Source organism: Glutamicibacter ardleyensis (genome assembly GCF_014644555.1).
GTDB lineage: Bacteria > Actinomycetota > Actinomycetes > Actinomycetales > Micrococcaceae > Glutamicibacter > Glutamicibacter bergerei.
In genome coordinates, this window is sequence record NZ_BMKX01000013.1 from 76,952 (window position 1) to 95,892 (window position 18,941).

An 18,941-nucleotide genomic window follows, 5' to 3' on the forward strand; every position below is an offset into this window, starting at 1 on the left:
ATCTCATCGTTGGCGACAAGACAACGCCGCATCTGGTAGTCACCCACGCCCTGTCCTTGGGGCAGGCGGGCTGATGCCTGATGGAACTTCGATGAGTACGCTGGCGACTGGCCCAAGGTAGTGCTGTACCTAGATTATGTTGTCCTCTATGGACAGCTGATGGCCGCCTACACAGGCAGTTCACCACCTCTTACAGTAACGGAGCACAAGATGGCAGACGAATTGAAAGGCAAACGGGTCGCGATCCTTGCCGCAGACGGCGTGGAGCGCGTCGAGCTGGAACAGCCGAGACAGGCGCTACTTGATGCCGGCGCCACGACTGAGTTGCTATCGCTGCACGAGGGCGAGATAAAAGCCCGAAAGAATGACCTGGATGAAGCGGGGACCTTTTCGGTAGATGCCCTGGTGAAATCAGTTTCGGTCGATGACTATGACGCACTGTTGCTTCCTGGCGGCACGGTCAACCCGGACCAGCTTCGGTTGGACGCCGATGCGGTAGGTTTTGTGCGCGATTTCATGGCCACCGGCAAGCTGGTCGCCTCGATCTGCCACGGCCCATGGACGCTGATCGAAGCCGGTGTCGCGAAAGGGCGGACGCTGACCTCCTACCCGAGTATCCGCACCGACTTGCGCAATGCCGGTGCGAATGTCGTGGATGAAGAGGTCGCACGTGATGGGAACCTCATCACCAGTCGCTGGCCCGACGATCTTCCGGCATTTTGCTCCGCGATCGTAGAACAGCTCAGCGAGGCCAAGGGAGGCGATCATGATTGAGGTTGCATTGTCGGTAGTGCTGCGGGCCAAGCCAGGCAAAGAAGAGGAAGTCGCGGAGTTTCTCCGTAGCGCGCGCTCCATTGTCGAGCAAGAAGAAGGAACGCGGGCCTGGTTCGCTTTGAAGTTCGATGCATCGACCTTCGGGATCTTTGACGTGTTCCCAGACGACGAGGCCCGCCAGACTCACCTGTCTGGAGGTGTTGGCCAGGCGCTCGCTGCTCAGGGAGCAGATCTGTTCAGCGTAGATCCGAACATTCAGAACATCGATGTGCTTGCATACAAGCTGCCCGGTGAAAGCGTGTAGAGGACTAGCTGTAGCGCTTTTAGCGGGTGTGGTCTTTATGGGTCTGCTTTAACACACAACGGGAAGGCAACTGACGGCACATAGTAATCCAGAGCTGGGCATGTTATGTAGCTAAGTAGTGGATGATTGACTCTTCGGTTCTGATTCGAACGAGCCCACCGGAATATTCAGCTAATTAGGAACGAATCCTGGTGTTGAAGGGCAGGCGAGCCGGTTGCAGGTCTGTATCGCCTGGTTTCATGGTGGTGAAGGAGTTCTGGTGAAATCCCATGTGCTCGATGGCCGGAGCTGACTCGATGCAATGGGGTTTAGTCTCGTGTCCTTCATTACTTCAAAGGCCTGGAGCTCGATACTCAATGGTAGGACGACGGGTCGACCTTAGTCTGGGGGTGACCCCCGGGAAATGGACACCGGGGATAAAACGCTAAGCAGCGAGCTCCATCATAACCTCATCATCCCGCTCGAAATCAATCGGTGATTGATAACCCAACGAGGAGTGCTTCCGACGATTGTTATACCGAACGATCCACCGGAACACCTCGCGCCGACAGGCCTCCTTGGAAGCCCACCCGTTGGCTCCTTGAAGGGTCTCACGCTTCAGTGCCGCGTTGAACGATTCGGCCATGGCATTATCAGCACTGGACCCGATTCGGCCCATCGACTGCACCACACCCAAGCGCCGACACACCGTCTGGAACTGCGAGGAGGTGTACTGCCGTCCATGATCCGTGTGCATCCTCACGCCCTCCCAGCCACCACGGGCAAGTGCGGCGGCTTCCAGGGCCTAGACGACCAGCTCGGTACGTAGGTGATCGGTGATCGACCACCCCACCAGGCGCCGTGAACACACATCCAGCACCGTCGCCAGGTACAAGAACTTCCCTTGCGTGCCGTAGGGCAAGTAGGTGATGTCCCCGACGAACAATTCGCCCGGCGCCTGGGCGGTGAAGTCACGGCGCACCAGGTCCTTGAACACCTGTGCTGCGGGATCCTTGGCCGTGGTGGATTTCGGCTTACGTAAATGCACACCAACGATGTTGTGATGACGCATTAACCGGGCCACCCGCTTATGATTCACCGGGTCGCTGACCAGTGGGTCCTCGGCCAGCTCCACGCTCATCCGCCGGTAGCCCAAAGTCCGGTTCCACTCCTGATAATGGTGGCGAATACGCTCCAGCAGCGCCTCGTCCCGCTGCTGCCTTGCTGCCCGGTTCTGGAGGGTTTCCCGCCATTTGTAATAGCTGGAGCGGTTCAGCCCCAGCACATCACACATCCGCTTCACCGCGTGGGTGTTTCGGTGTTCTTCAACAAACTGGTGATCGGGGGTGACCCCCGGTTCCCGAAGGGTAGTCCTTCAGCTCCATCACCTTGCTCGCGTCGATCACCCACCCATCATCACGCTGATCCCCGTCAGCATCCAGGGCTGGTTCCCAATATTTCTTCTCATCGAACCACCGAATGAACCGTTCCTTGAGCACCGGCAGCGAATATTAGAAAATGAACACAATTCACCTTATGAGGTGAGGTTAGTGAGAGCGTTTTCGCAGTGCTGAGTCACAGTCGGAATGAGTCGGCCGGGTAAATCGCTGTGTTGTGCAGCTGGTTCTTCCTCAATGGTTTGGGCGAGTGCGCTGGGGATTGCAGTGGCCAGATAGGCGACAGTGTTCAGGAGCCAGTCTTCGCTGATCCGGGCGTCGTGGGCGAATTTGGTCCAATGCTTGCGGCTGATTCGGTAGAAGAACCGCTCTCCGCCGATCGCCATAGCTGCTTTACGCAGTTCGTCGTTTCTGCCTGGGAGCCCGTCATCGCTGACGGTTTCATAGGGGAATCCTGAGGCAATGTCGTAGAACGGCGCGAGTTCGATATGTCCGTCGGAGTGATGCAGGATGGAATAGTTCTTGGCGTGAGCATCTGGTGCCCCGATGAGGTAATTGGAGATGAGCCCCTCGATGAATTTGAGGACCTCGCTTTCCGAAATTCTAGCTCGGCGTAAAGTTTCTATGACTTTGAGCGCTGAAGGCCCCTTGTTTGATTCGTACTTGTTTCTGGGGAGGGTGGATGTGGCTTGGCAGAGGTCTTCTTGGTGGATTCTGGTGACGGCATTGCCGATTCGTTCCCGGTCGTAGCGTTCGATGATGATGGCGGGTTCTGCATCGAACGTGGTGTATTCGGTGGAGGCGACCTTCAAGCCCACTTTGCCCAGTGTTTTCAGACAAAGATGTTCGTTCAGTGCTTGTTCTTTGAGGTCCTGGATGCCTGGTTTGAAAATGTGGGTAGTGGGTTCGGTCCCCGTTGCTTCGTGCCACCCGTTGTCCCACCGCAGAGCGAATTTACTTTGCGCTCCGGCAAGTGACCACCGTTCGCGGTGCATGGTCCATGATGCTTGAGGGGAGGCGTTCATCCGTCGAAGCCGGGCTCCTATTTGCTTGTCGGTATAGGGGATGAGTTCGCCTTCGCGGGCGAGGAACATTTCGAGTTCTTCCGGGCGGACGAATTGCACCGCGCCGGCGCAATCCAAGCCGATGTGCTCGAGCAGGGAAAAAGGGTTGTCAGCTGAGATTTCGAATTCTTGGGCGAAGGCTTCACGTACTTCGCGACGTTCAGGGATGAGGCCTTCGATGAATGCTGCGGTGAGCTTCGGTGAATATTCAGTTGATCGGTAGGGCAGTGCCAAGGAAAGATTGAAGGGGAGTTGGGCTTCGCGCACATACTGAAATGAGCGACGCCCTGAATCGTTTTGCTCCAGGACTCCGATGAGTTCTCCGTAGAGGAATGTGAGGAGTTTTCTCATGATTCTTCCCCAGTTTGTTCTTGCTTGTGGGTAGGTCTCTGGGGGTCACTAAGTTTTTCATTGCCCTTTGTCGTGAGGTGCTCTGAGTCGGATGAGCGAAGTATGCTGTGTGCGATCTCGGACAACGGTTTGCCTGTTAAAGCACTGTTTCGTAACGCAGCGAGTCCTGTTTGACCAGCATTCCTATATAGGTCTTTCGCAGCGGCCTCAGCCAGAAGCTTGCCAGTGGCTAAGGAGAGCGAGTTGTTCTTGCGGGCACGTTCCAGCGGGTCGGGAATTTCAGATAATGGTCGGCTGATTAAATGAGAGACATCGGTAATACGATTCAGAGCCTTCAGCGAGGTGCGTCCCGACGCACGATCAAGTGACTTGTTGATCAGCTTGGCGTTTTTTTCAATGGGGTCCTGCAAAACACGGTTCAGTGAGGATGTGGTGGAGCCTCCAGTGGCGCGGTCCAGGGCTTTGGCGATGAGGGCATTGTTCCTCTGAAGCGGACTCTTCGAAGCGCGGCTAAGCGTGTTGCTCACGATATTCTCTGCAGGGGCGCCGGGTAATGTTGTCAAACCTGCGGCGCGGCGAATCGCCTCAAGGGTCGACTGTGGAATCAGCGATGGATTTTTTTTCTTGGACTGGTCATCATTTTCCGATGAGTCTTCAGGAGCTTCAGGAAGGCTGAGTTTCATGCTGATTCCCAGAGCTTCTAGCGTGTCAAAGATTTTTCCCAGTTCCGCCCCCGAGCGAATTCCCTGTTCGATGCCGATGAGCCAAGTGCGTGAGACGCCTGCTTTGCTTGCGAGTGCGCCTTGCGTGAGTTTTTGTTCAATTCGCGCATCATGGATGAATGCTCCGAGGTGAAGCTCGTTCGAAATTATTCGTTCCACTTCCGGGCCCATCTTTAGAATTGTTCAGGTTCGTATACATTATCAGAAGTTCATGAGTGTAAACAATTCATTTTGTTCACAATCGTGAACATCTTGAGGTTGGTTGCGGGATGAAGCTAACTAACCTTGTGCTTTAGTCACTTATTAAGGAAACGTACAGGATTGACTGACTTAGAATAAGTAACGGGATAAGTGACATCTTGCGGTCATGGTATGGTTTTCTGCAATTTTAGTGTCACGTAAACGACCGTATAAATGACAAGAGGTTGAATCTATGCTGATCGGCTACATGCGAGTATCGAAAGCTGACGGATCGCAAAGCACGGATCTCCAACGAGATGCTCTTTTGAGTGCCGGGGTTGAAGAGCAGAATCTTTACGAGGATCAGGCTTCAGGGCGTAAAGATGACCGCCCTCAACTCGCTGCCTGTATAAAGGGGATGCGCTCTGGTGACACGTTGCTGGTGTGGAAGTTGGATCGGTTAGGTCGAGATCTGCGTCATCTGGTGAACACAGTGCATGATCTGACCGAGCGGGGGATAGGACTCAAAGTCCTCACTGGTGAAGGCGCTGCTATTGATACGACGACTGCTTCGGGCAAGCTCGTCTTCGGGATCTTCGCCGCCCTGGCAGAATTCGAGCGCGAGCTGATCTCAGAGCGTACTAAGGCCGGATTGGCTTCGGCACGCGCTCGTGGCCATAAGGGTGGCCGGCCGTACAAGATGACTCCTGCCAAGGTCCGGTTGGCGATGGCTGCCATGGGGCATAAGGAAACGAAAGTTGGGGTGCTGTGCGAAGAGCTCGGTATCACCCGCCAGACTCTCTATCGCCATGTTTCACCGACCGGCGAGTTACGACCAGATGGCACGAAACTCCTGAAGTCGCACTAGACATGCCCCTTCGTCTAATCCGCCAACTATGCCCTTACTAGCTTTCCGTTTCATGCACTGGCAACAGACGTTTTGCCAGAGGGGCTACGGCACGGCCGAATTTCATTGAAATTCAGAAAACATCAAATTATCAACTGATAGGGAGCTATGTGCTGACTGTCGACCGTCCTCGCGCTAACGCCTCTTCATATTGACCTTGAGTTCGTTTCCATCTGGAGTGATCCTGAAGACAGTGCCCAAATCTTTGAGTCGTTCGAGAAGCGCCTTGTTCACTTCCGTGTTCGCGAAGCGGCGACGCTTTCCGTTTGGGGCGCCGAGCGCTGGATAGTCCCCGCCGAGCGCCTCGAGGATCGGTTTGAGATGCTCGAGGCTGGCTTGGCCGAGGAACCGCTGCACCAGGCTCAGCGTGAGTGTAGGGTCGATTTGTGCAGATGCTGCCTGTAAAACGTCATTCCAAGAAATCTTCACGCTGTGCTTGACGGCGTAAGAAGCGAGTGCTTGGAGCGCATCCCTTCCCACCCCCTTAGAGAACTCAGAGAATCGTTCCACGACACTCCTTTTGAGGACATCAGGAACTTTGCCGCTGGCGAGGAACCGCGTCAGTGCCGACGGCACGAGGATCTCGGGGCTGATAAACGAAGCGACGGATTTCGACACCCCGATCGCATACTCGAGCCCTTGCCAGTCGTCACTGGCGATCAACGCGAAGCTCTCAGCGTCGTCTTTAATGACCTTATTCTCGATGAGCCGACCGATCCATTCTCCATGCTCGGCTGGAACTGAGGAGGCAGGCAAATAACTCTGGAGCTGCAGACTTTTAAGAAGCGATGCGCGCAGCTCGGCAGAGGGCAAACAATCGGCGCTGTGGACCAGCTTCGAAGCAAGTTCGAGCTTCTCGGCTTCATCAACATCGCCGACAACTACGATCGATTTGGAAGCGAGGATAACGGCAAGGTCGCCGTCGATGCCGTATTGATCGGCATAGGCCGCAATGTTGCCAAACTCCGACGGGAAACGTGCGTGAGATGCGAGTGCCGGCCAGGCACCCGGGGCGACACCGATTAGGTTGGGCACGCAGCATTCATTGGCCGATCGCCCCACTACGGCGGCGAGAGACCCACGATCGACTTGATCGATATCCTCAATTATCGACACGAACGCCTCGGTGTCTGTGACTGTTTGCTCAGCCTCAGTAAGCAGGGCAAGATAGCGCTCTAGGTCCGAAATAGCCCTCTGGTAAACGTGCTCCGAGGACTTTTGTAGTGCGTTGAGCGATAAGTCAGTGGACGGAGCGATCGCCTTCAGCAGGTTGTCGCGCGTCACTTCGAACCGCCCGATAGCAATGATCGCCCGTTGGACCGAATCGCAGAGGGGAGCGAGGTCTGGGACAAAGAAGTCGGCTGCTTCGACGACTTTCGCGACATGCTCGGCGCTAGCTGCCCCCTGCGGATCGATGAAAACCTTCAGAGACGCGTGATAATCCTTGAGATAGCGCGACACTTCATCGCTAACGCTGTAGTTGAGGCCGGATTTAAGGCCGGTGAGTGCGGCGTCCACTACCTGTAGGCGCAAGTCGTCTTCCAGATCGAGTTCCGTCACCAAGACGACGAGCACCTCGGCCCAGCCACCGGTTAGTAGGCACACTAGCGGAACGACGTCACGCTCGCTCGATAGGTATGCCTGCAGGAATTGCTTCTCGTCGTCACCGTACTTGCACAGATTAGTCACCACTATCTCAGCGTCGGCCTCATTGTCTTTGAGCAGATAGTCCACAAAATCGAAGTTGTAGGCAGACTTCTCCCGCACCGCGAGCCTTGGGCGCTCGTGCAGCACGGCTTTTGCTTCCTCGGTAGTTAGCGGAAAGTAGAAGTCCATGGAGCCCGTGTCGACATTCTTCAGGATGAAGTTCATCGCGTTGGCGTTGACTCGGTCACCCACGAAGGTGGACGTGTACAGAGTGAAGTAGCGGTCGACATATCCCTGAGCGAACAGCTCGACAGCCAGCTTCGATCCGAGGAGCGAGGTAGCGCGCTCAGCCAACGACACTGCGGTACCTGTGTTATGTTTCGTCTGGAGGTCCGGTCGAGCCATGAGATCGCGCTCGTCCGCCTTGCTGAGGAACGCGATGTCTTGGCGTGCTGCGGCGATTTGAGCATCGATGTCACTGCGTGCCGAGGACTCCCAAATCGACGGATCCAGCGATTCACCGGTCGCACGTTCCAGTTCTGCACGTGGAAGATCTGACGCCAGGGTGCTGCGCCGGTAGGGGTCGTAATAGGTGAATGAGAGGTTGGCGTTCCCCGCGGCGTACTTCTGCCAGAAAGACATAGTCCGCATATCGTCTGAAGAGATCCGCGTGCCGGCATAACGGATCTCCTTGACCGAATAGCCTATGTGGCCGAGGATCAGATCGATGTAGGCTCCAATCGCGTCGCCGACCTTCTTACTCCGTGCCGCCTGGTTGTTCACGTTCCGGAGCCTGCGCCGCAGGACTGCTACTTCGGCATTGAGCCGCGCGGTATGGTCCCGCACCAACTGGCGGCTCTCACGGTATAAGGTATCGAGGTTGCTTGTACCGAGCTTGATACGCTCGAAGTCGGAGAGGTGAGTGCTCTTGTAGAGCACCATTGCGAACAGGCGGTCGTCATCGAGCTCAAGCGATGATTTTCGGATCACCTGCTCCTGGAAAATTACGAATTCATTGCGGATGTTCTTGATGAGGCGCATGTCGGCGACGTGCTGGGCGACCAGATCGATGAGGCCCTCGGAGACCGAGTGCGTGAGATCGGAGAGTTCCCCTGCCATGAGCTCGCGTGCACTCTGGTGCGTGACGAACGGAACGACTGGAATCACAAGGTCGAAGAACTTCGTGCGATTCGCGCGCGCCACTTCGAGCATTGCTGCGTCGGTGGCTGGTTCATCGGGTGCATCTGGTTGGGCGGCCGACTCGCGAGCCGCTCGGGTACCGAGTTCTTCGAAGATGCTGTCCTTGATCGCATACAAGAAGCGGATGACACGACCGTCGAGCTGCTTCGCTGCGTTCAGGATGGTGTTGAGCTCCCGAAGCGTCTCGAAGATGTGCGCATCCTCGAATCGGTCGATGTCTTCGAAGATTACAATGTCCGCATTTACTACCTCGAAGAAATAGACGATCTCATCGAGATATTCGTCGAAGTATGTGTCCGAAGAGGGAGACAAGGATATAGTCGCAGCCCCCGCGGATATGCTATCTATACGTATCTTGTTATGCGTCGTATGCCGGACGGCAAAGACGAACGCCGCTGATAGCAGAGCCATGCCGGCGTTTGCCGCTATCGCCCAATCTGTGGGGACGGTGAACAGTGCGGCGAGCTTCGGGGTCCAACCGAGGAGAAAAAATATAAGCGCAACCGGTACCCCCGCGACGAGCGAGAATAGAGCCTCACTCAGCGGGTTGAACGCCGAAATCCGGCGATAGCGTGAGCCAGGCATCTTCTCCGGTGCCTGTGTATAAAGTAGCTGCTTTACGATTTCTTTCTGGATCTGGTTTGTCTTCGTTTCGCGCAACGGATTTACGGCCTCGTCGTCACTCTGCCTTGGCGCCTCCGCCGCCCTCGCCGTGAAACCTTCGGTTCCAAAGCCGAGCGTTGAGAGCGACACCTGAATCACCTTCCGATCGGGGTCGGTTGCGACCTGCCGCAAGATGCTGCTCTTACCGACGCCGTAGCTACCAGTAAGTGCGATGTTCCGCACGGCCCTCTCCCCCGTCCATCCGAGCGCGTTCTCGATCGCTTCGAAGTACACGGCGTGCTTTTCCGGCTGATACTCCGGAACCAAGGGATGAAGATCGGCAACTTTATGATGCTCGGGTGATTGCGTCGGTTCCACGTCTACTCTGCTCCATCAACTATGCACATAGCCGTGTGATCGGCTCCAGCTACAAGTATTATCTCAACTAAGTCAGTGCAAGTGCGAAGCAGGACCCTTCGGACGTTGCGCAGTGCGTTTGCGTGAAGGTCTAAATTTTCGGCATGCGCCGACGCTCCCGCCGAAAGGTGGTCAAATCTGTGCTCTAGAGGTGAAGTGATGCAAGGGTATTTGCTTACGCTAATCAACGCGTAGCGCGCGGAGGACTAGCTGCTCCGCAGTTAGTCAAGCCTCGTCTCACATCTGACCGTTGATTGGACGCGCAGGTCGCTCCGTATAGGGACATCGAGATTGAAATGGCAGAAACAATGAAGGACAGAATGTAGCTGCAATAGATGCCGAGGTATCTGTATCGCAGCTGAACAATTTTTCTTCACTGCCACCACATCAGGAACACAACAAAAGCAGAATCGGCGCAAACATCAACAAGGCGACGGGGTGAGCAGCGCCGCCAGCCCTGCAAAGGCCACGGCAAGCAAGGTGACTGCACCTAAAATCTTAGCCGCTTCACTTTCCGCTTACGGACTCACCACGGCTGTCCGGCCGGGCACTGAAATTTGTGCAGATGACTTCTGAAAACGACAGATCAGCTAGGTCATGGAATCCTTGAAAGGTGTCTCGCAATCAATGTCGTTGAAATGTTTCTATGACACTACTTGCAACACATAGTTGCAGAGCTTTCGGACCGTTGAGTTTTCAAGGAATTTCTATCGGGGGAGTGATGCTCGATGAGACGTCTTGCAACCTATAACTTTTGCGACGCATTCCAGTATGGGTGGAAGAAATCCAAGGACACGTGAACAGTTGATCTTTTCTGTCTTGTCGCACTGACATCATGGGTATGTGACCGAATCCATCGGTTTCGCCATTCATTCAACAGCGTTGTCGCGCCAGGCATCGCGGAAGAGGGCCGCTGTGCGTTTGACTAACATCCGCGTCGAGAACTATGCACGTTTAGGTGATTTAAAACTCTCAGTTCGGGGCCACCTAGTCATTGTCGGCGCTAATGACGTCGGAAAGACTTCCCTCCTGCGGCTCCTCAATCTCCTTTTGGGAAGTACCGCGCAGCTTTACCAGAATCTTTCTAACGACGACCTGCAGCAGCCGGACAGGCCACTCATTGTCTCCGCCACCTTCAGCTCCTTCACGGATGCCGAGCGTATTCTTTTTCACCGGGAGATTGACATCGATCCCGTCGACCGCTCAGAGTCACTCGATGTTCGACTCGAAGTCCAGATCGATCCGGAAGACATCGAGTCTGTCCTCATCTCAAGATGGTGCCCGGGGCGTGGCGAGGTGAGATCTCCTACCAGAGAACAGATCGTAGCGTTCGGATGGCGCTACCTTCCCGCCGTGCGGTCCTCGTCAGTCAATAATCTCGATGGTCGTGATGGTGCCGTCCAGATACTTCTACGCGCAGTCGAGTCCGAGCTCGGTGATGAAAAAGCTACTTTCAGCACGTTACTTGAGTCATTCAATGACAAACTTAGCGACAGTTCCGCCCTCACCCAGCTGAGAAAGGGCATGGCACAACACCTCTCGAGTTCGATGCCGAAAGAAGTAGAAACAGATCAACTGTCGATCCGTACCTCCGCAGACCCCAGCAAATCAGTTCTCGAGAACGTGTCCATGTACTTCAAACGAGAAGGAGAATTTGCACCGCTATCGGAACAATCCGATGGCATCCGTCAGCTGATATCAATGACACTATTTGATCTCGCCCAGGGTGCAGCGAATGTAATCGCGATTGACGAGCCTGAACTACATCTGCATCCGTCCAGCCAACGTACTGTAGCTGAGCTGCTTACCAAACAGGTGAACCAAAAAATCCTGGTTACACACTCGCCTTATATCGTGCAAAAGTTTGATCCTGCACAAGTGGTTGCCGTCAGCCCGGACGGCGCGTGCCATCAAATCGATCCGACGACGTTTTCCATTGAAGAGCGTACACAAGCTCACTGGTGGTCGCCACGCATGCTGGAAGCTCTCACGGCGCGCTTTGCAATTGTTGTAGAGGGCATAGCTGACCGCCTGATCGTTGAGGCAGCCGCCCAAGCACGCGGAATATCACTAGATCGGATCGGTGCGATGGTCTTTGAACTAGGGGGCGCGGAGAACTTCCCTACGGTCTACAAGTTGCTCGGTCCGCACGGCTTCAACGTTCACGTGCTAGGCCTGGTCGACGAGGCCGAAAGCCCCCGCTGGGTCGGGGCTGTCGGTGGCAGACCCAAGAATGTCATTGGCACCACCGTCTTCATCTCCAAGGTTGATCTCGAAGACGAATACTGTCGCTCACTGGGCGCAGATCGGGTCTCTGAAATGCTCATCGATGCACACGTCGCGGATCAGTCAGCGATTCTCTCTTCGTGCGCAGCGGGCAGTATTCCCGAGGTGGATATATCAGCTCTGGCCAAGTTTTGTCGCTCGAGTTCGAAATCAGGAAATCGGAAAGTGCCTGCTGCTCTGGCCGTTTCAAAGTTGCTCACTGCCGATGAAGCCTTGAAGCTCGAGAGCGTAGCAGCACTTCTTACCCGACTCGAAACAGTCGCGAGCGAATCATGATAGAAATTCCCGACTATGGCGAAGCCGTGAAATATGACGCACAGAACCTTCTGGTCATCGCCCCGCCCGGTTGCGGTAAGACAGAGTTGCTTGCTCGACGGGCAGCGCTATTGATCCCCAGACTTAGCCCGAACCAGAAAATTCTTGCCCTGACTTTCTCGAACAAAGCCAAGTCCAACCTCACTGGTCGGCTTGTTAGTGTTCTTGGAGTTGAACGCACTCGAAAATATGTCAGTATTCACAATTTCCATGGCCACGCAGCGGAGATCGTCAGGGCACATGGAAGAACGCTCGGCATTGATCCGCAATTTAATATGCCAGATAAGCGAACACAATCCGACGCAATCGCCCCCTTGCTCGACGGGCTTTCAGAGAATGTTGCTGGTGATCTAAACAGACGAATCGAAGAAGACCTCCGTAATGCAAAGCAGCGCCCTAATAGCGACTGCCAAGTACTTGAAGCCCTTGCCGCCCATGGAATTACCCAGTCGGCCGAGATAGAGTCGGCGCGGCAAGAATCAGGGACGATCTACTACGATGATCTACTCAGACATGCCCAGAGGCTGATCCGTGTGCCGGAAATTGCGTCGCTTTATCGCAAGCACTACGGCGCCATGTTGGTGGATGAATTTCAAGATCTCTCTCCACAGCAACTTGATCTGGCAATTCGCAGTTGCGAGCAAAGTCGCACTTTCGTGGGGGACCCGCTCCAAGGCATCTATAGCTGGACAGGTGCCCGACCAATCGATGTGGAGAGACGACTGCGCAAGATCTGTGGCGAGCCTGTCGATCTCGGTGTCTCCTATCGATCTTCACCCAGAGTCCTCGGACTGCTGAACTTGGTCTCTGTCGGGCTTGGTGGTCAGGCTCTCCAACCGAAAGATCCCAACGCCTGGTTCGAAGAAGGCATTACTGTCGGAGCTAAATTCTCAACGGGGGCAGAAGAAGCCGCGTTCATTGAACGGGCGTCGGGTCACATTCTTAAGAAGCAACCCAGCGCCACAATTGGAATCATCTGTCGAGCAGCCTGGCGACGTAAACCTATTGACGCCGTATTTGCGGAGTCCTCACTGCCCAGCACACGGTGGGACCTCGCTGTCGATGATGCGGGCATCATCGAACTCATCAATGACGCTACGACGCGGCTTGGCGGAAACCCAGACCTTGCTGTCCTTAAGACCGAAGTACTCGCCCGGATAGATGCCACTGACTTGGACACTGCTGCTGACGTGGCGGAGGCTTTGGATCATCTCGAAAAACTGGCCACTGATGCCGGATCAATTCAGGCTGCTCTTATGCAATTTCGCATCCTCGATCAAGGCGACACCGCCATCCGACCGGGCGTTCATCTGCTCAATGCACACACTGGGAAAGGGCAACAATTTGATTGGGTTTTCATCCCCGGTTTCGAACAAGGCCATGTGCCCAGCTTCTTGGCGAAAAAACAATCCGAGATCGCAGAAGAACACCGCGTCCTCCTGGTGATGCTCTCCCGAGCTAGACACGGCGTAATACTCAGTCGAGCAGATTCACTGATCTCGAAGAAGGGTCAACCATACTCGACGAGAGTAAGTACCTGGGCTAACGAATTAAGAATCGGGCTAATTACTGATCAAGTCGGATTGCTCGAACATGTCGCTAGGATGCCGGAACAATCAAGTTGAGAATATTTACTGTCACGTAACCTAGGTGTCTCGAATCCCATGTGAGTTGCAATGTGCACCAATCCATAATTAGTAATCTTCATTCATTCTAATTTCATGTTCTAGCTGGCCTGCGGTGACTTGAACCCAGGACCCGATTTGCATCATTAAATCCGTGACGAATTCAGCTGCGCTTTCTAGGAGTTGTTCTCTCCCATAGCGAGTGACCATCACAGCCTGAACAGGTTCGTGGTTTTTCACTCGGTGCCGTTCGTCAAAGGGCTGGTAATGATTTGGAAGTGACGGATCTGGATGGCGGAAAATTTCCGTGTGTGGCTCTACACCGGCTTTCACCATGTAGTCACTAGAGATTGAACCTGAATCGACTGACTGGAGTATTAAAGCAATAATATCTTTCGCCATGGCCAAGAGATCATCTACAGGCACCTGCCCGACTTCTCTGATGTTTTGTCCGAACACCCCGTCGCGCGTGAAAGCGAGGGCAAAAGAACCATTTCCATGAAGTTCAATGCGAGCTTGTATCTTACCCGGTCCGCTAGTGCGAGAAGAAGCAAAAATAAATTTCCGCAGACCAACCCGAGTATCATTTTCCAGTAATTCGGACAGAGGTGAGAAACCTTTTTGCTTGAAATATTGATGACTGGCATGGAGGAAACGTCTGGCGCTTATTGCGTTTAGCCTGCGTTCATCTAGTCGCGGTTGTAAGGGGACCGCGACGCCTATGATCCACGTAGGTCCGATACCTGGATTAGTGCCCCCAACGCTCTTGACCGTGTCAGAATAGATCTTCGCAAAGTCTTGTTCTTGACGTTGGCGACGCTGTTCTCTTTGCCTATAGGCGTCCGCCAACTGTCGTTCTGCCATTCGTCTGGTGTTCGACCCATCTCGCCATGGCGCTTGAAACCACTCATGATTTCCCTTTTGGTACAGCAAGTGCGGGCTATCAGCGCTTGGGGAAATTAACGCGACGAGCACCCCTTCATCGGAATTTCCCTCAGCAGTAAGGAACATCAGGTCTAAACCGGTGACAGGAGGATAAATTAGGTTGTTGGCTACTTGGCGTATATTCCTGAGATCGGTTTCACCGAATGATTTGAATGTTTTAATAAGTCCAGCCGCAGAGGTATCACCGTCCTGTTCTTGCACGCCATAGACAATCATCCCCCCACCTGAATTGGCCAGTGCTGCAATGTCTTTGGCGAGTTCGATTCCTTGTGCTTGACGACCCGCAGCATCTGTCGCTGTAAGAGGTGGTACAGATTTCCAATCAAGATTTGAGTTTTCTTCAATGCCTTCGTCAACCGCGCGTTGAATCAGCGAAAAATCTAGTGTGCTTCCAATATCGCCAAGTGCGGCATGTAGGGGTGTCCAAGGCATATTCTCAGCTTAACCCGTATAGAACGAAGTGATCCTTATAGATTTATATTGAGCAGTCTAAACCGTGAGTTCGGTGTTAAGCCTGAGCAACCTCGAGTAAATCGTCCGACAGTTACGTGTGTACGAGTTCGTTCTTTATTTTTTGCTTTGTTTGTTCAACGCGCGGTAAACGGTGCTACGGCTGACGCCAAGAACCTCACCAATTTGAGTCACTGTCATATCTCGTTGCTCATAGAGCCTTTTGGCAGTGCGCAGTTTATCGGGGGATAGAGATGCTGGGCGGCCTCCAGTGCGGCCGCGGGCACGAGCTGCTTGTAGCCCGGCATTGGTGCGTTCGCGAATGAGGTCGCGTTCGAACTCAGCGAGGGACGCGAAGATGTTGAACACGAGCCGTCCACCGGAGGAACTGGTATCAATGCTCTCCTGCAGGGATTTGAATTCGATCCCTCGTTGCTGCAACGCGTCCATATGGTTAATCAGATGCCTGATTGAGCGTCCGAGACGGTCCAGGCGCCAGACCACCAGAGTGTCGCCGGGTCGGACCTGGTCCAGGAGCTTATCGAGCTCGGGGCGTGACTCGAGCGCGCCGGATGCGGTGTCGGTGAAGATCCGATAGCAGCCTGCTGCACTGAGTGCATCGAGTTGAAGTTGTGCGTCTTGATCCGTGGTGGAGATTCTGGCGTATGCGAGGAGATGTCCCATGACTCTAAATGTATCAATACTCGTGAAATGTCAGATATTTCGACGCATAGTTTCTGACACTGTGTTTTGCGATGAAAAGACCTGTAAAATCTGTTGAATTTTCAACTGCTGGGAAAATTTTGCGAAGTTGAATTTCGAGTGTGTCAAAAACGACCGTTTTTGACCCACGTAGTCTGCGCTCGAGATTTCGATTAAAAATATCCACTATGTATATTGTGTACACAAGTGGTATTGTGGTTGCATGAACTCGATTACCTCCTCTGTCACGATTCGCGCTCTTCGCGATGGTCTCGCTGATGCAGTTAGCCGTGCTAGCTATGGGCATGAGCGTGTGCAGATCACGAAGAATGGAAAGCCTGCTGCAGTCCTCATCGGACCTGAAGACTTTGAGCTATTGGAGCAGCTGGAGATGCTCCGGGACGTCGCCGATTATCGAGCAGCAAAGTGGGTCGATGACGGTGAGCGTATTAGCCTCAGTGAACTGCGCGCTGAGCTCGACGCGTGAGTTCTTACCGCGTCGAATTTACCACCGCAGCCGCTAAAGATCTGAAGAAGCTAGACCCGGGCGTACGGCGGCGCATTTTGTCTGGTATTGCTGATCTGGCGAGGGACCCTCGTCCTAGGGGATGCAAGAAACTGGTAGGTGAAACCAACGCGTGGCGGATTCGGATTGGTGATTACCGCGTACTCTATGAGGTGATTGACGACGTTCTCGTGGTGACGGTAGTGCGAGTGGCTCATCGTCGCGAAGTCTCCAAGTAGCCGTAGTCTGAATTTACAGCTAGCGCGTCTGTCGTGCAGTAGTGAGTGTGCCCAAAATGAGCGTCATTGACACTTTGTCTGATTTTGTTTTGTAGTCCGAGCTTCTCGATTTTGTATCACTAGTTGTACCTAACCAATCATCCAGATGATGTCTGGACAATTGGCCAGGAGCCACCGTGCCTCTTTTCTCCACAAGCTCAGCGATCAAGGACTACGCGAACATCATACGATTATCTGCTACTGGAACGTCTGCGTCCTGTAATTAGTACGTCGTGTGAATCATGTTTGCATGATGCCTCTTTTGTTCTAAAAATCAGGCTCTTGGAACACCTCCAGTAGTCACCCTCGACCGGTCCATGGTCGTCTGTTTGATGAGGATTTGCCGCGATTCCCGGGATTACAGCGCCTTTTTCTGATCAGGATGCTCTTAGTTGGGCCAACTCTGATGGATGACATGCTTTCCTGCATTGGCGGCTGCGGGTTTCTTGCCCCGCTAAGGGCATCAGTCTGGTTCCATCTGAAATAAATGGTGAATCGGCTGGTTTAACGGCTGGCCGATGCTCTCAGCGAGGAGGCCACAGCTGCCACACTGATGTCGAATATCAGCCCGAAAAACGTTGCGAGTAAAGTACTTCAAGACCTTAGCTATGTAGTCGATGGCTTGTGCCCTCGGACGAGGCTAGTTTAGTAAGTCGGGCGCATCGGGCGCATCGGGCGGAGCGTCTACATGCAAATAATTTGTAGCTAGAAATTCTATCTAGTGAGATATACAATGTAGATATGGGAATCAGGCAATGGAGGAATGACTTTGCGAGAAGCGCGCTCCCTTATGCAGCGCTAGCCGTAATCTCTAACGAAGATATACATGGCTACGAATTAATAGTGCGGCTCAAGGAGTATGGGTTTGGGCATGTCAAAGGTGGAGTAATGTATCCGATCCTTCGTCGCTTTGAAGATGATGGGCTTCTTGAACATTACTGGGATACGACGTCACATGGTCCGGCAAAAAAGATGCTTCGGCTAACAGATGAAGGTCGGAATGAGTTGTCAGGCGCGGAGAATGCTTGGCAAGACATATCGCGGAGTTTATCGATGATCAGCAAAAGGGGAAAATGATGCTTGACTATGAAACGCGTTTGAAAGCAGCTTTGCGATCTTTGGGTGCTTCTCCGGAAGTGGTCCAGGATGCGCTTTTGAGTCTGCAAAGTTATGGCTCGAAGGAGGACCAGCTCGTTGAAGAATTCGGAGAGCCGGAGGAATACGCCAATGCTTTGATGCCTGATGCAAAAGTTCGTTCCAAGGCTGGTTTCATTATTTCCGGGGTCGTGTTGGCTGTCCTGATATGGCTAGTCCTTCGTCTGGCCAAGGAAGCTGAGTGGATGGCGTTTGAGCCGTATTGGAACTTTAGTTTGCTATTTAGTCTCGGGGCTGTGGTCCTCGGTATTGGTATTGAGTTCATCAGATATTTACGCTCAGGCAAGTAACAAAGGCTCGACTTCCTGATTTTCTAGGAAGTCGAGCCTTTTGTTTGATGGCTAAAAACCAAATACCCAAAGCAATGCATCATAGAGAGCGTTGCCGCTCAATCCACCTGTCGTCACGTAAAGGACGTTTTTTACGTTCGCTGGTACCGAAGTATTCCACCAGTTAACGAATACCGTGCGTCCCTTATTCAGTTGGGACCTGATGGCGTTGTACCATTTGACGTTGGTTCGTTTGAGTACTTGCATGCCTGCTTTGACGGCTAGGCGTATCGCGATTGGTACGGCTGCTGGAGCAGCGACGTTGGTCTGGGTGGATGCGTTTCCGGCGACGCTTTTGCGTTCGGTCGAAGTGAGCTTGCCGGTTGATGCGGTTCCCGACAATGTGGTGCTTTGGGTCGAGGAAACGCTTGTCAGGGTAGTTGCGGATGTGGCGGGTGCGGTTACTGCTGGTGCTGCTGCGTGTGCTCCGGCTGCACCACCCAAAGTCATTGCACTGACGATCGAAATTGACACCAGCGATTTAGTCATCTTTTTCATTGATGGTTCTCCCTATCTAACTTTGACATAAACGGATCTGATTTGTTTCACCTATGGTGCAAGCCTTTTGGTCTTCAACTTGTAGCTGGAGAGCGCTTAGTTGAACCCGAGCACCCATAAAAGAGCGTCGTAGAGTGCATTGATTCCGACCCCGCCCGTGGCGCCGTAGACGATCGTTTTGATTGGACCTGGAACTGTCGTGTTCCACCAGTTTGCGAAGGCGGTCCGCCCTTTGCCGAGTTGGGCTTTGATGGCGTTGTACCATTTGACGTTGGTTCGTTTGAGTACTTGCATGCCTGCTTTGACGG

General features: G+C 53.6%; 16 protein-coding genes and 2 pseudogenes. 10 read left to right on the top strand and 8 right to left on the bottom strand.

Translation table 11 applies throughout. The features are described from left to right. Positions 1-210 precede the first annotated feature (210 nt). Complete coding sequence (locus tag IEX04_RS17735) at positions 211-774, top strand: type 1 glutamine amidotransferase domain-containing protein (RefSeq protein ID WP_188687403.1); 564 nt, start codon at positions 211-213, stop codon at positions 772-774. Continuing rightward, on the top strand, positions 767-1,078 hold the full coding sequence (locus tag IEX04_RS17740; protein WP_188687404.1) for a putative quinol monooxygenase: 312 nt from the start codon (positions 767-769) through the stop codon (positions 1,076-1,078). The genes IEX04_RS17735 and IEX04_RS17740 overlap by 8 nt, the downstream gene beginning before the upstream one ends. Before the next feature lie 424 nt (positions 1,079-1,502). Here IEX04_RS17740 and IEX04_RS19185 read toward each other — a convergent pair. The 4 genes and pseudogenes from IEX04_RS19185 to IEX04_RS17765 form a co-directional block, all read right to left on the bottom strand. Beyond that, positions 1,503-2,384 (bottom strand): annotated as a pseudogene (locus IEX04_RS19185) (IS3 family transposase); the annotation flags it as partial. Positions 2,385-2,412: 28 nt separating this feature from the next. Continuing rightward, positions 2,413-2,568, bottom strand: a pseudogene (locus IEX04_RS17755) (IS1380 family transposase); the annotation flags it as partial. 23 nt (positions 2,569-2,591) lie between these two features. Then, complete coding sequence (locus tag IEX04_RS17760; RefSeq protein WP_188687407.1) at positions 2,592-3,869, bottom strand: type II toxin-antitoxin system HipA family toxin; 1,278 nt, start codon at positions 3,867-3,869, stop codon at positions 2,592-2,594. Further along, the gene (locus IEX04_RS17765) at positions 3,866-4,762 is read right to left on the bottom strand and encodes a helix-turn-helix domain-containing protein (protein ID WP_188687408.1); all 897 of its coding nucleotides are present in this window, start codon (positions 4,760-4,762) and stop codon (positions 3,866-3,868) included. The genes IEX04_RS17760 and IEX04_RS17765 overlap by 4 nt, the downstream gene beginning before the upstream one ends. A 262-nt stretch (positions 4,763-5,024) precedes the next feature. On the opposite strand from IEX04_RS17765, the gene IEX04_RS17770 reads away from it, so the two are divergent. Next, positions 5,025-5,639, top strand: coding sequence for a recombinase family protein (locus IEX04_RS17770; protein WP_188687409.1), 615 nt, complete (start codon positions 5,025-5,027; stop codon positions 5,637-5,639). A 174-nt stretch (positions 5,640-5,813) separates the two neighbouring features. Here the strand turns inward: IEX04_RS17770 and IEX04_RS17775 are convergent, their stop codons facing one another. Continuing rightward, positions 5,814-9,506: a YobI family P-loop NTPase gene (locus IEX04_RS17775; RefSeq protein ID WP_188687410.1), complete on the bottom strand. Its 3,693-nt coding sequence runs from the start codon at positions 9,504-9,506 to the stop codon at positions 5,814-5,816. Between the two features lie 882 nt (positions 9,507-10,388). On the opposite strand from IEX04_RS17775, the gene IEX04_RS17780 reads away from it, so the two are divergent. Together IEX04_RS17780 and IEX04_RS17785 are read left to right on the top strand one after the other, a co-directional pair. Then, positions 10,389-12,107 carry an ATP-dependent nuclease gene (locus tag IEX04_RS17780; protein WP_229677234.1) on the top strand — a complete coding sequence of 573 codons (1,719 nt, stop codon included), beginning with the start codon at positions 10,389-10,391 and terminating at the stop codon, positions 12,105-12,107. Then, the gene (locus tag IEX04_RS17785) at positions 12,104-13,771 is read left to right on the top strand and encodes a UvrD-helicase domain-containing protein (RefSeq protein ID WP_188687411.1); all 1,668 of its coding nucleotides are present in this window, start codon (positions 12,104-12,106) and stop codon (positions 13,769-13,771) included. The genes IEX04_RS17780 and IEX04_RS17785 overlap by 4 nt, the downstream gene beginning before the upstream one ends. Positions 13,772-13,840: 69 nt before the next feature. Here IEX04_RS17785 and IEX04_RS17790 read toward each other — a convergent pair whose 3' ends face one another. Both IEX04_RS17790 and IEX04_RS17795 read right to left on the bottom strand, forming a co-directional pair. Further along, a complete protein-coding gene (locus IEX04_RS17790; RefSeq protein WP_188687412.1) occupies positions 13,841-15,148 on the bottom strand; it encodes an AlbA family DNA-binding domain-containing protein in 1,308 nt (435 codons plus the stop codon). A gap of 135 nt (positions 15,149-15,283) precedes the next feature. Then, positions 15,284-15,850, bottom strand: a complete 567-nt coding sequence (locus IEX04_RS17795) for a recombinase family protein (RefSeq protein WP_188687413.1) — start codon at positions 15,848-15,850, stop codon at positions 15,284-15,286. Between the two features lie 241 nt (positions 15,851-16,091). Here IEX04_RS17795 and IEX04_RS17800 point away from each other — a divergent pair, with 241 nt between their 5' ends. The 5 genes from IEX04_RS17800 to IEX04_RS18935 all read left to right on the top strand — a co-directional run bounded on the left by IEX04_RS17800 (position 16,092) and on the right by IEX04_RS18935 (position 18,664). Then, on the top strand, positions 16,092-16,355 hold the full coding sequence (locus tag IEX04_RS17800) for a type II toxin-antitoxin system Phd/YefM family antitoxin (RefSeq protein ID WP_188687414.1): 264 nt from the start codon (positions 16,092-16,094) through the stop codon (positions 16,353-16,355). Continuing rightward, positions 16,352-16,612 carry a type II toxin-antitoxin system RelE family toxin gene (locus IEX04_RS17805; protein ID WP_188687415.1) on the top strand — a complete coding sequence of 87 codons (261 nt, stop codon included), beginning with the start codon at positions 16,352-16,354 and terminating at the stop codon, positions 16,610-16,612. Before IEX04_RS17800 ends, IEX04_RS17805 begins: the two co-directional genes overlap by 4 nt. Before the next feature lie 780 nt (positions 16,613-17,392). Then, on the top strand, positions 17,393-17,728 hold the full coding sequence (locus tag IEX04_RS19190) for a PadR family transcriptional regulator (protein ID WP_096289243.1): 336 nt from the start codon (positions 17,393-17,395) through the stop codon (positions 17,726-17,728). Then, on the top strand, positions 17,677-18,096 hold the full coding sequence (locus IEX04_RS17815) for a hypothetical protein (RefSeq protein WP_176484317.1): 420 nt from the start codon (positions 17,677-17,679) through the stop codon (positions 18,094-18,096). Before IEX04_RS19190 ends, IEX04_RS17815 begins: the two co-directional genes overlap by 52 nt. 244 nt (positions 18,097-18,340) lie before the next feature. Further along, a complete protein-coding gene (locus IEX04_RS18935) occupies positions 18,341-18,664 on the top strand; it encodes a hypothetical protein (RefSeq protein WP_188687416.1) in 324 nt (107 codons plus the stop codon). A gap of 65 nt (positions 18,665-18,729) precedes the next feature. Here the strand turns inward: IEX04_RS18935 and IEX04_RS17825 are convergent. After that, on the bottom strand, positions 18,730-18,941 hold a 212-nt coding region (locus IEX04_RS17825), incomplete at its 5' end, for a hypothetical protein (RefSeq protein ID WP_229677235.1).

Excerpts from the sequence above, each read along its gene's own strand:
- IEX04_RS17735 (WP_188687403.1), top strand. The coding sequence starts at position 211 with ATGGCAGACGAATTGAAAGGCAAACGGGTCGCGATCCTTGCCGCAGAC.
- IEX04_RS17740 (WP_188687404.1), top strand. The coding sequence starts at position 767 with ATGATTGAGGTTGCATTGTCGGTAGTGCTGCGGGCCAAGCCAGGCAAA.
- IEX04_RS17760 (WP_188687407.1), bottom strand. The coding sequence starts at position 3,869 with ATGAGAAAACTCCTCACATTCCTCTACGGAGAACTCATCGGAGTCCTG.
- IEX04_RS17765 (WP_188687408.1), bottom strand. The coding sequence starts at position 4,762 with ATGGGCCCGGAAGTGGAACGAATAATTTCGAACGAGCTTCACCTCGGA.
- IEX04_RS17770 (WP_188687409.1), top strand. The coding sequence starts at position 5,025 with ATGCTGATCGGCTACATGCGAGTATCGAAAGCTGACGGATCGCAAAGC.
- IEX04_RS17785 (WP_188687411.1), top strand. The coding sequence starts at position 12,104 with ATGATAGAAATTCCCGACTATGGCGAAGCCGTGAAATATGACGCACAG.
- IEX04_RS17790 (WP_188687412.1), bottom strand. The coding sequence starts at position 15,148 with ATGCCTTGGACACCCCTACATGCCGCACTTGGCGATATTGGAAGCACA.
- IEX04_RS17795 (WP_188687413.1), bottom strand. The coding sequence starts at position 15,850 with ATGGGACATCTCCTCGCATACGCCAGAATCTCCACCACGGATCAAGAC.
- IEX04_RS17800 (WP_188687414.1), top strand. The coding sequence starts at position 16,092 with ATGAACTCGATTACCTCCTCTGTCACGATTCGCGCTCTTCGCGATGGT.
- IEX04_RS19190 (WP_096289243.1), top strand. The coding sequence starts at position 17,393 with ATGGGAATCAGGCAATGGAGGAATGACTTTGCGAGAAGCGCGCTCCCT.
- IEX04_RS18935 (WP_188687416.1), top strand. The coding sequence starts at position 18,341 with ATGCCTGCTTTGACGGCTAGGCGTATCGCGATTGGTACGGCTGCTGGA.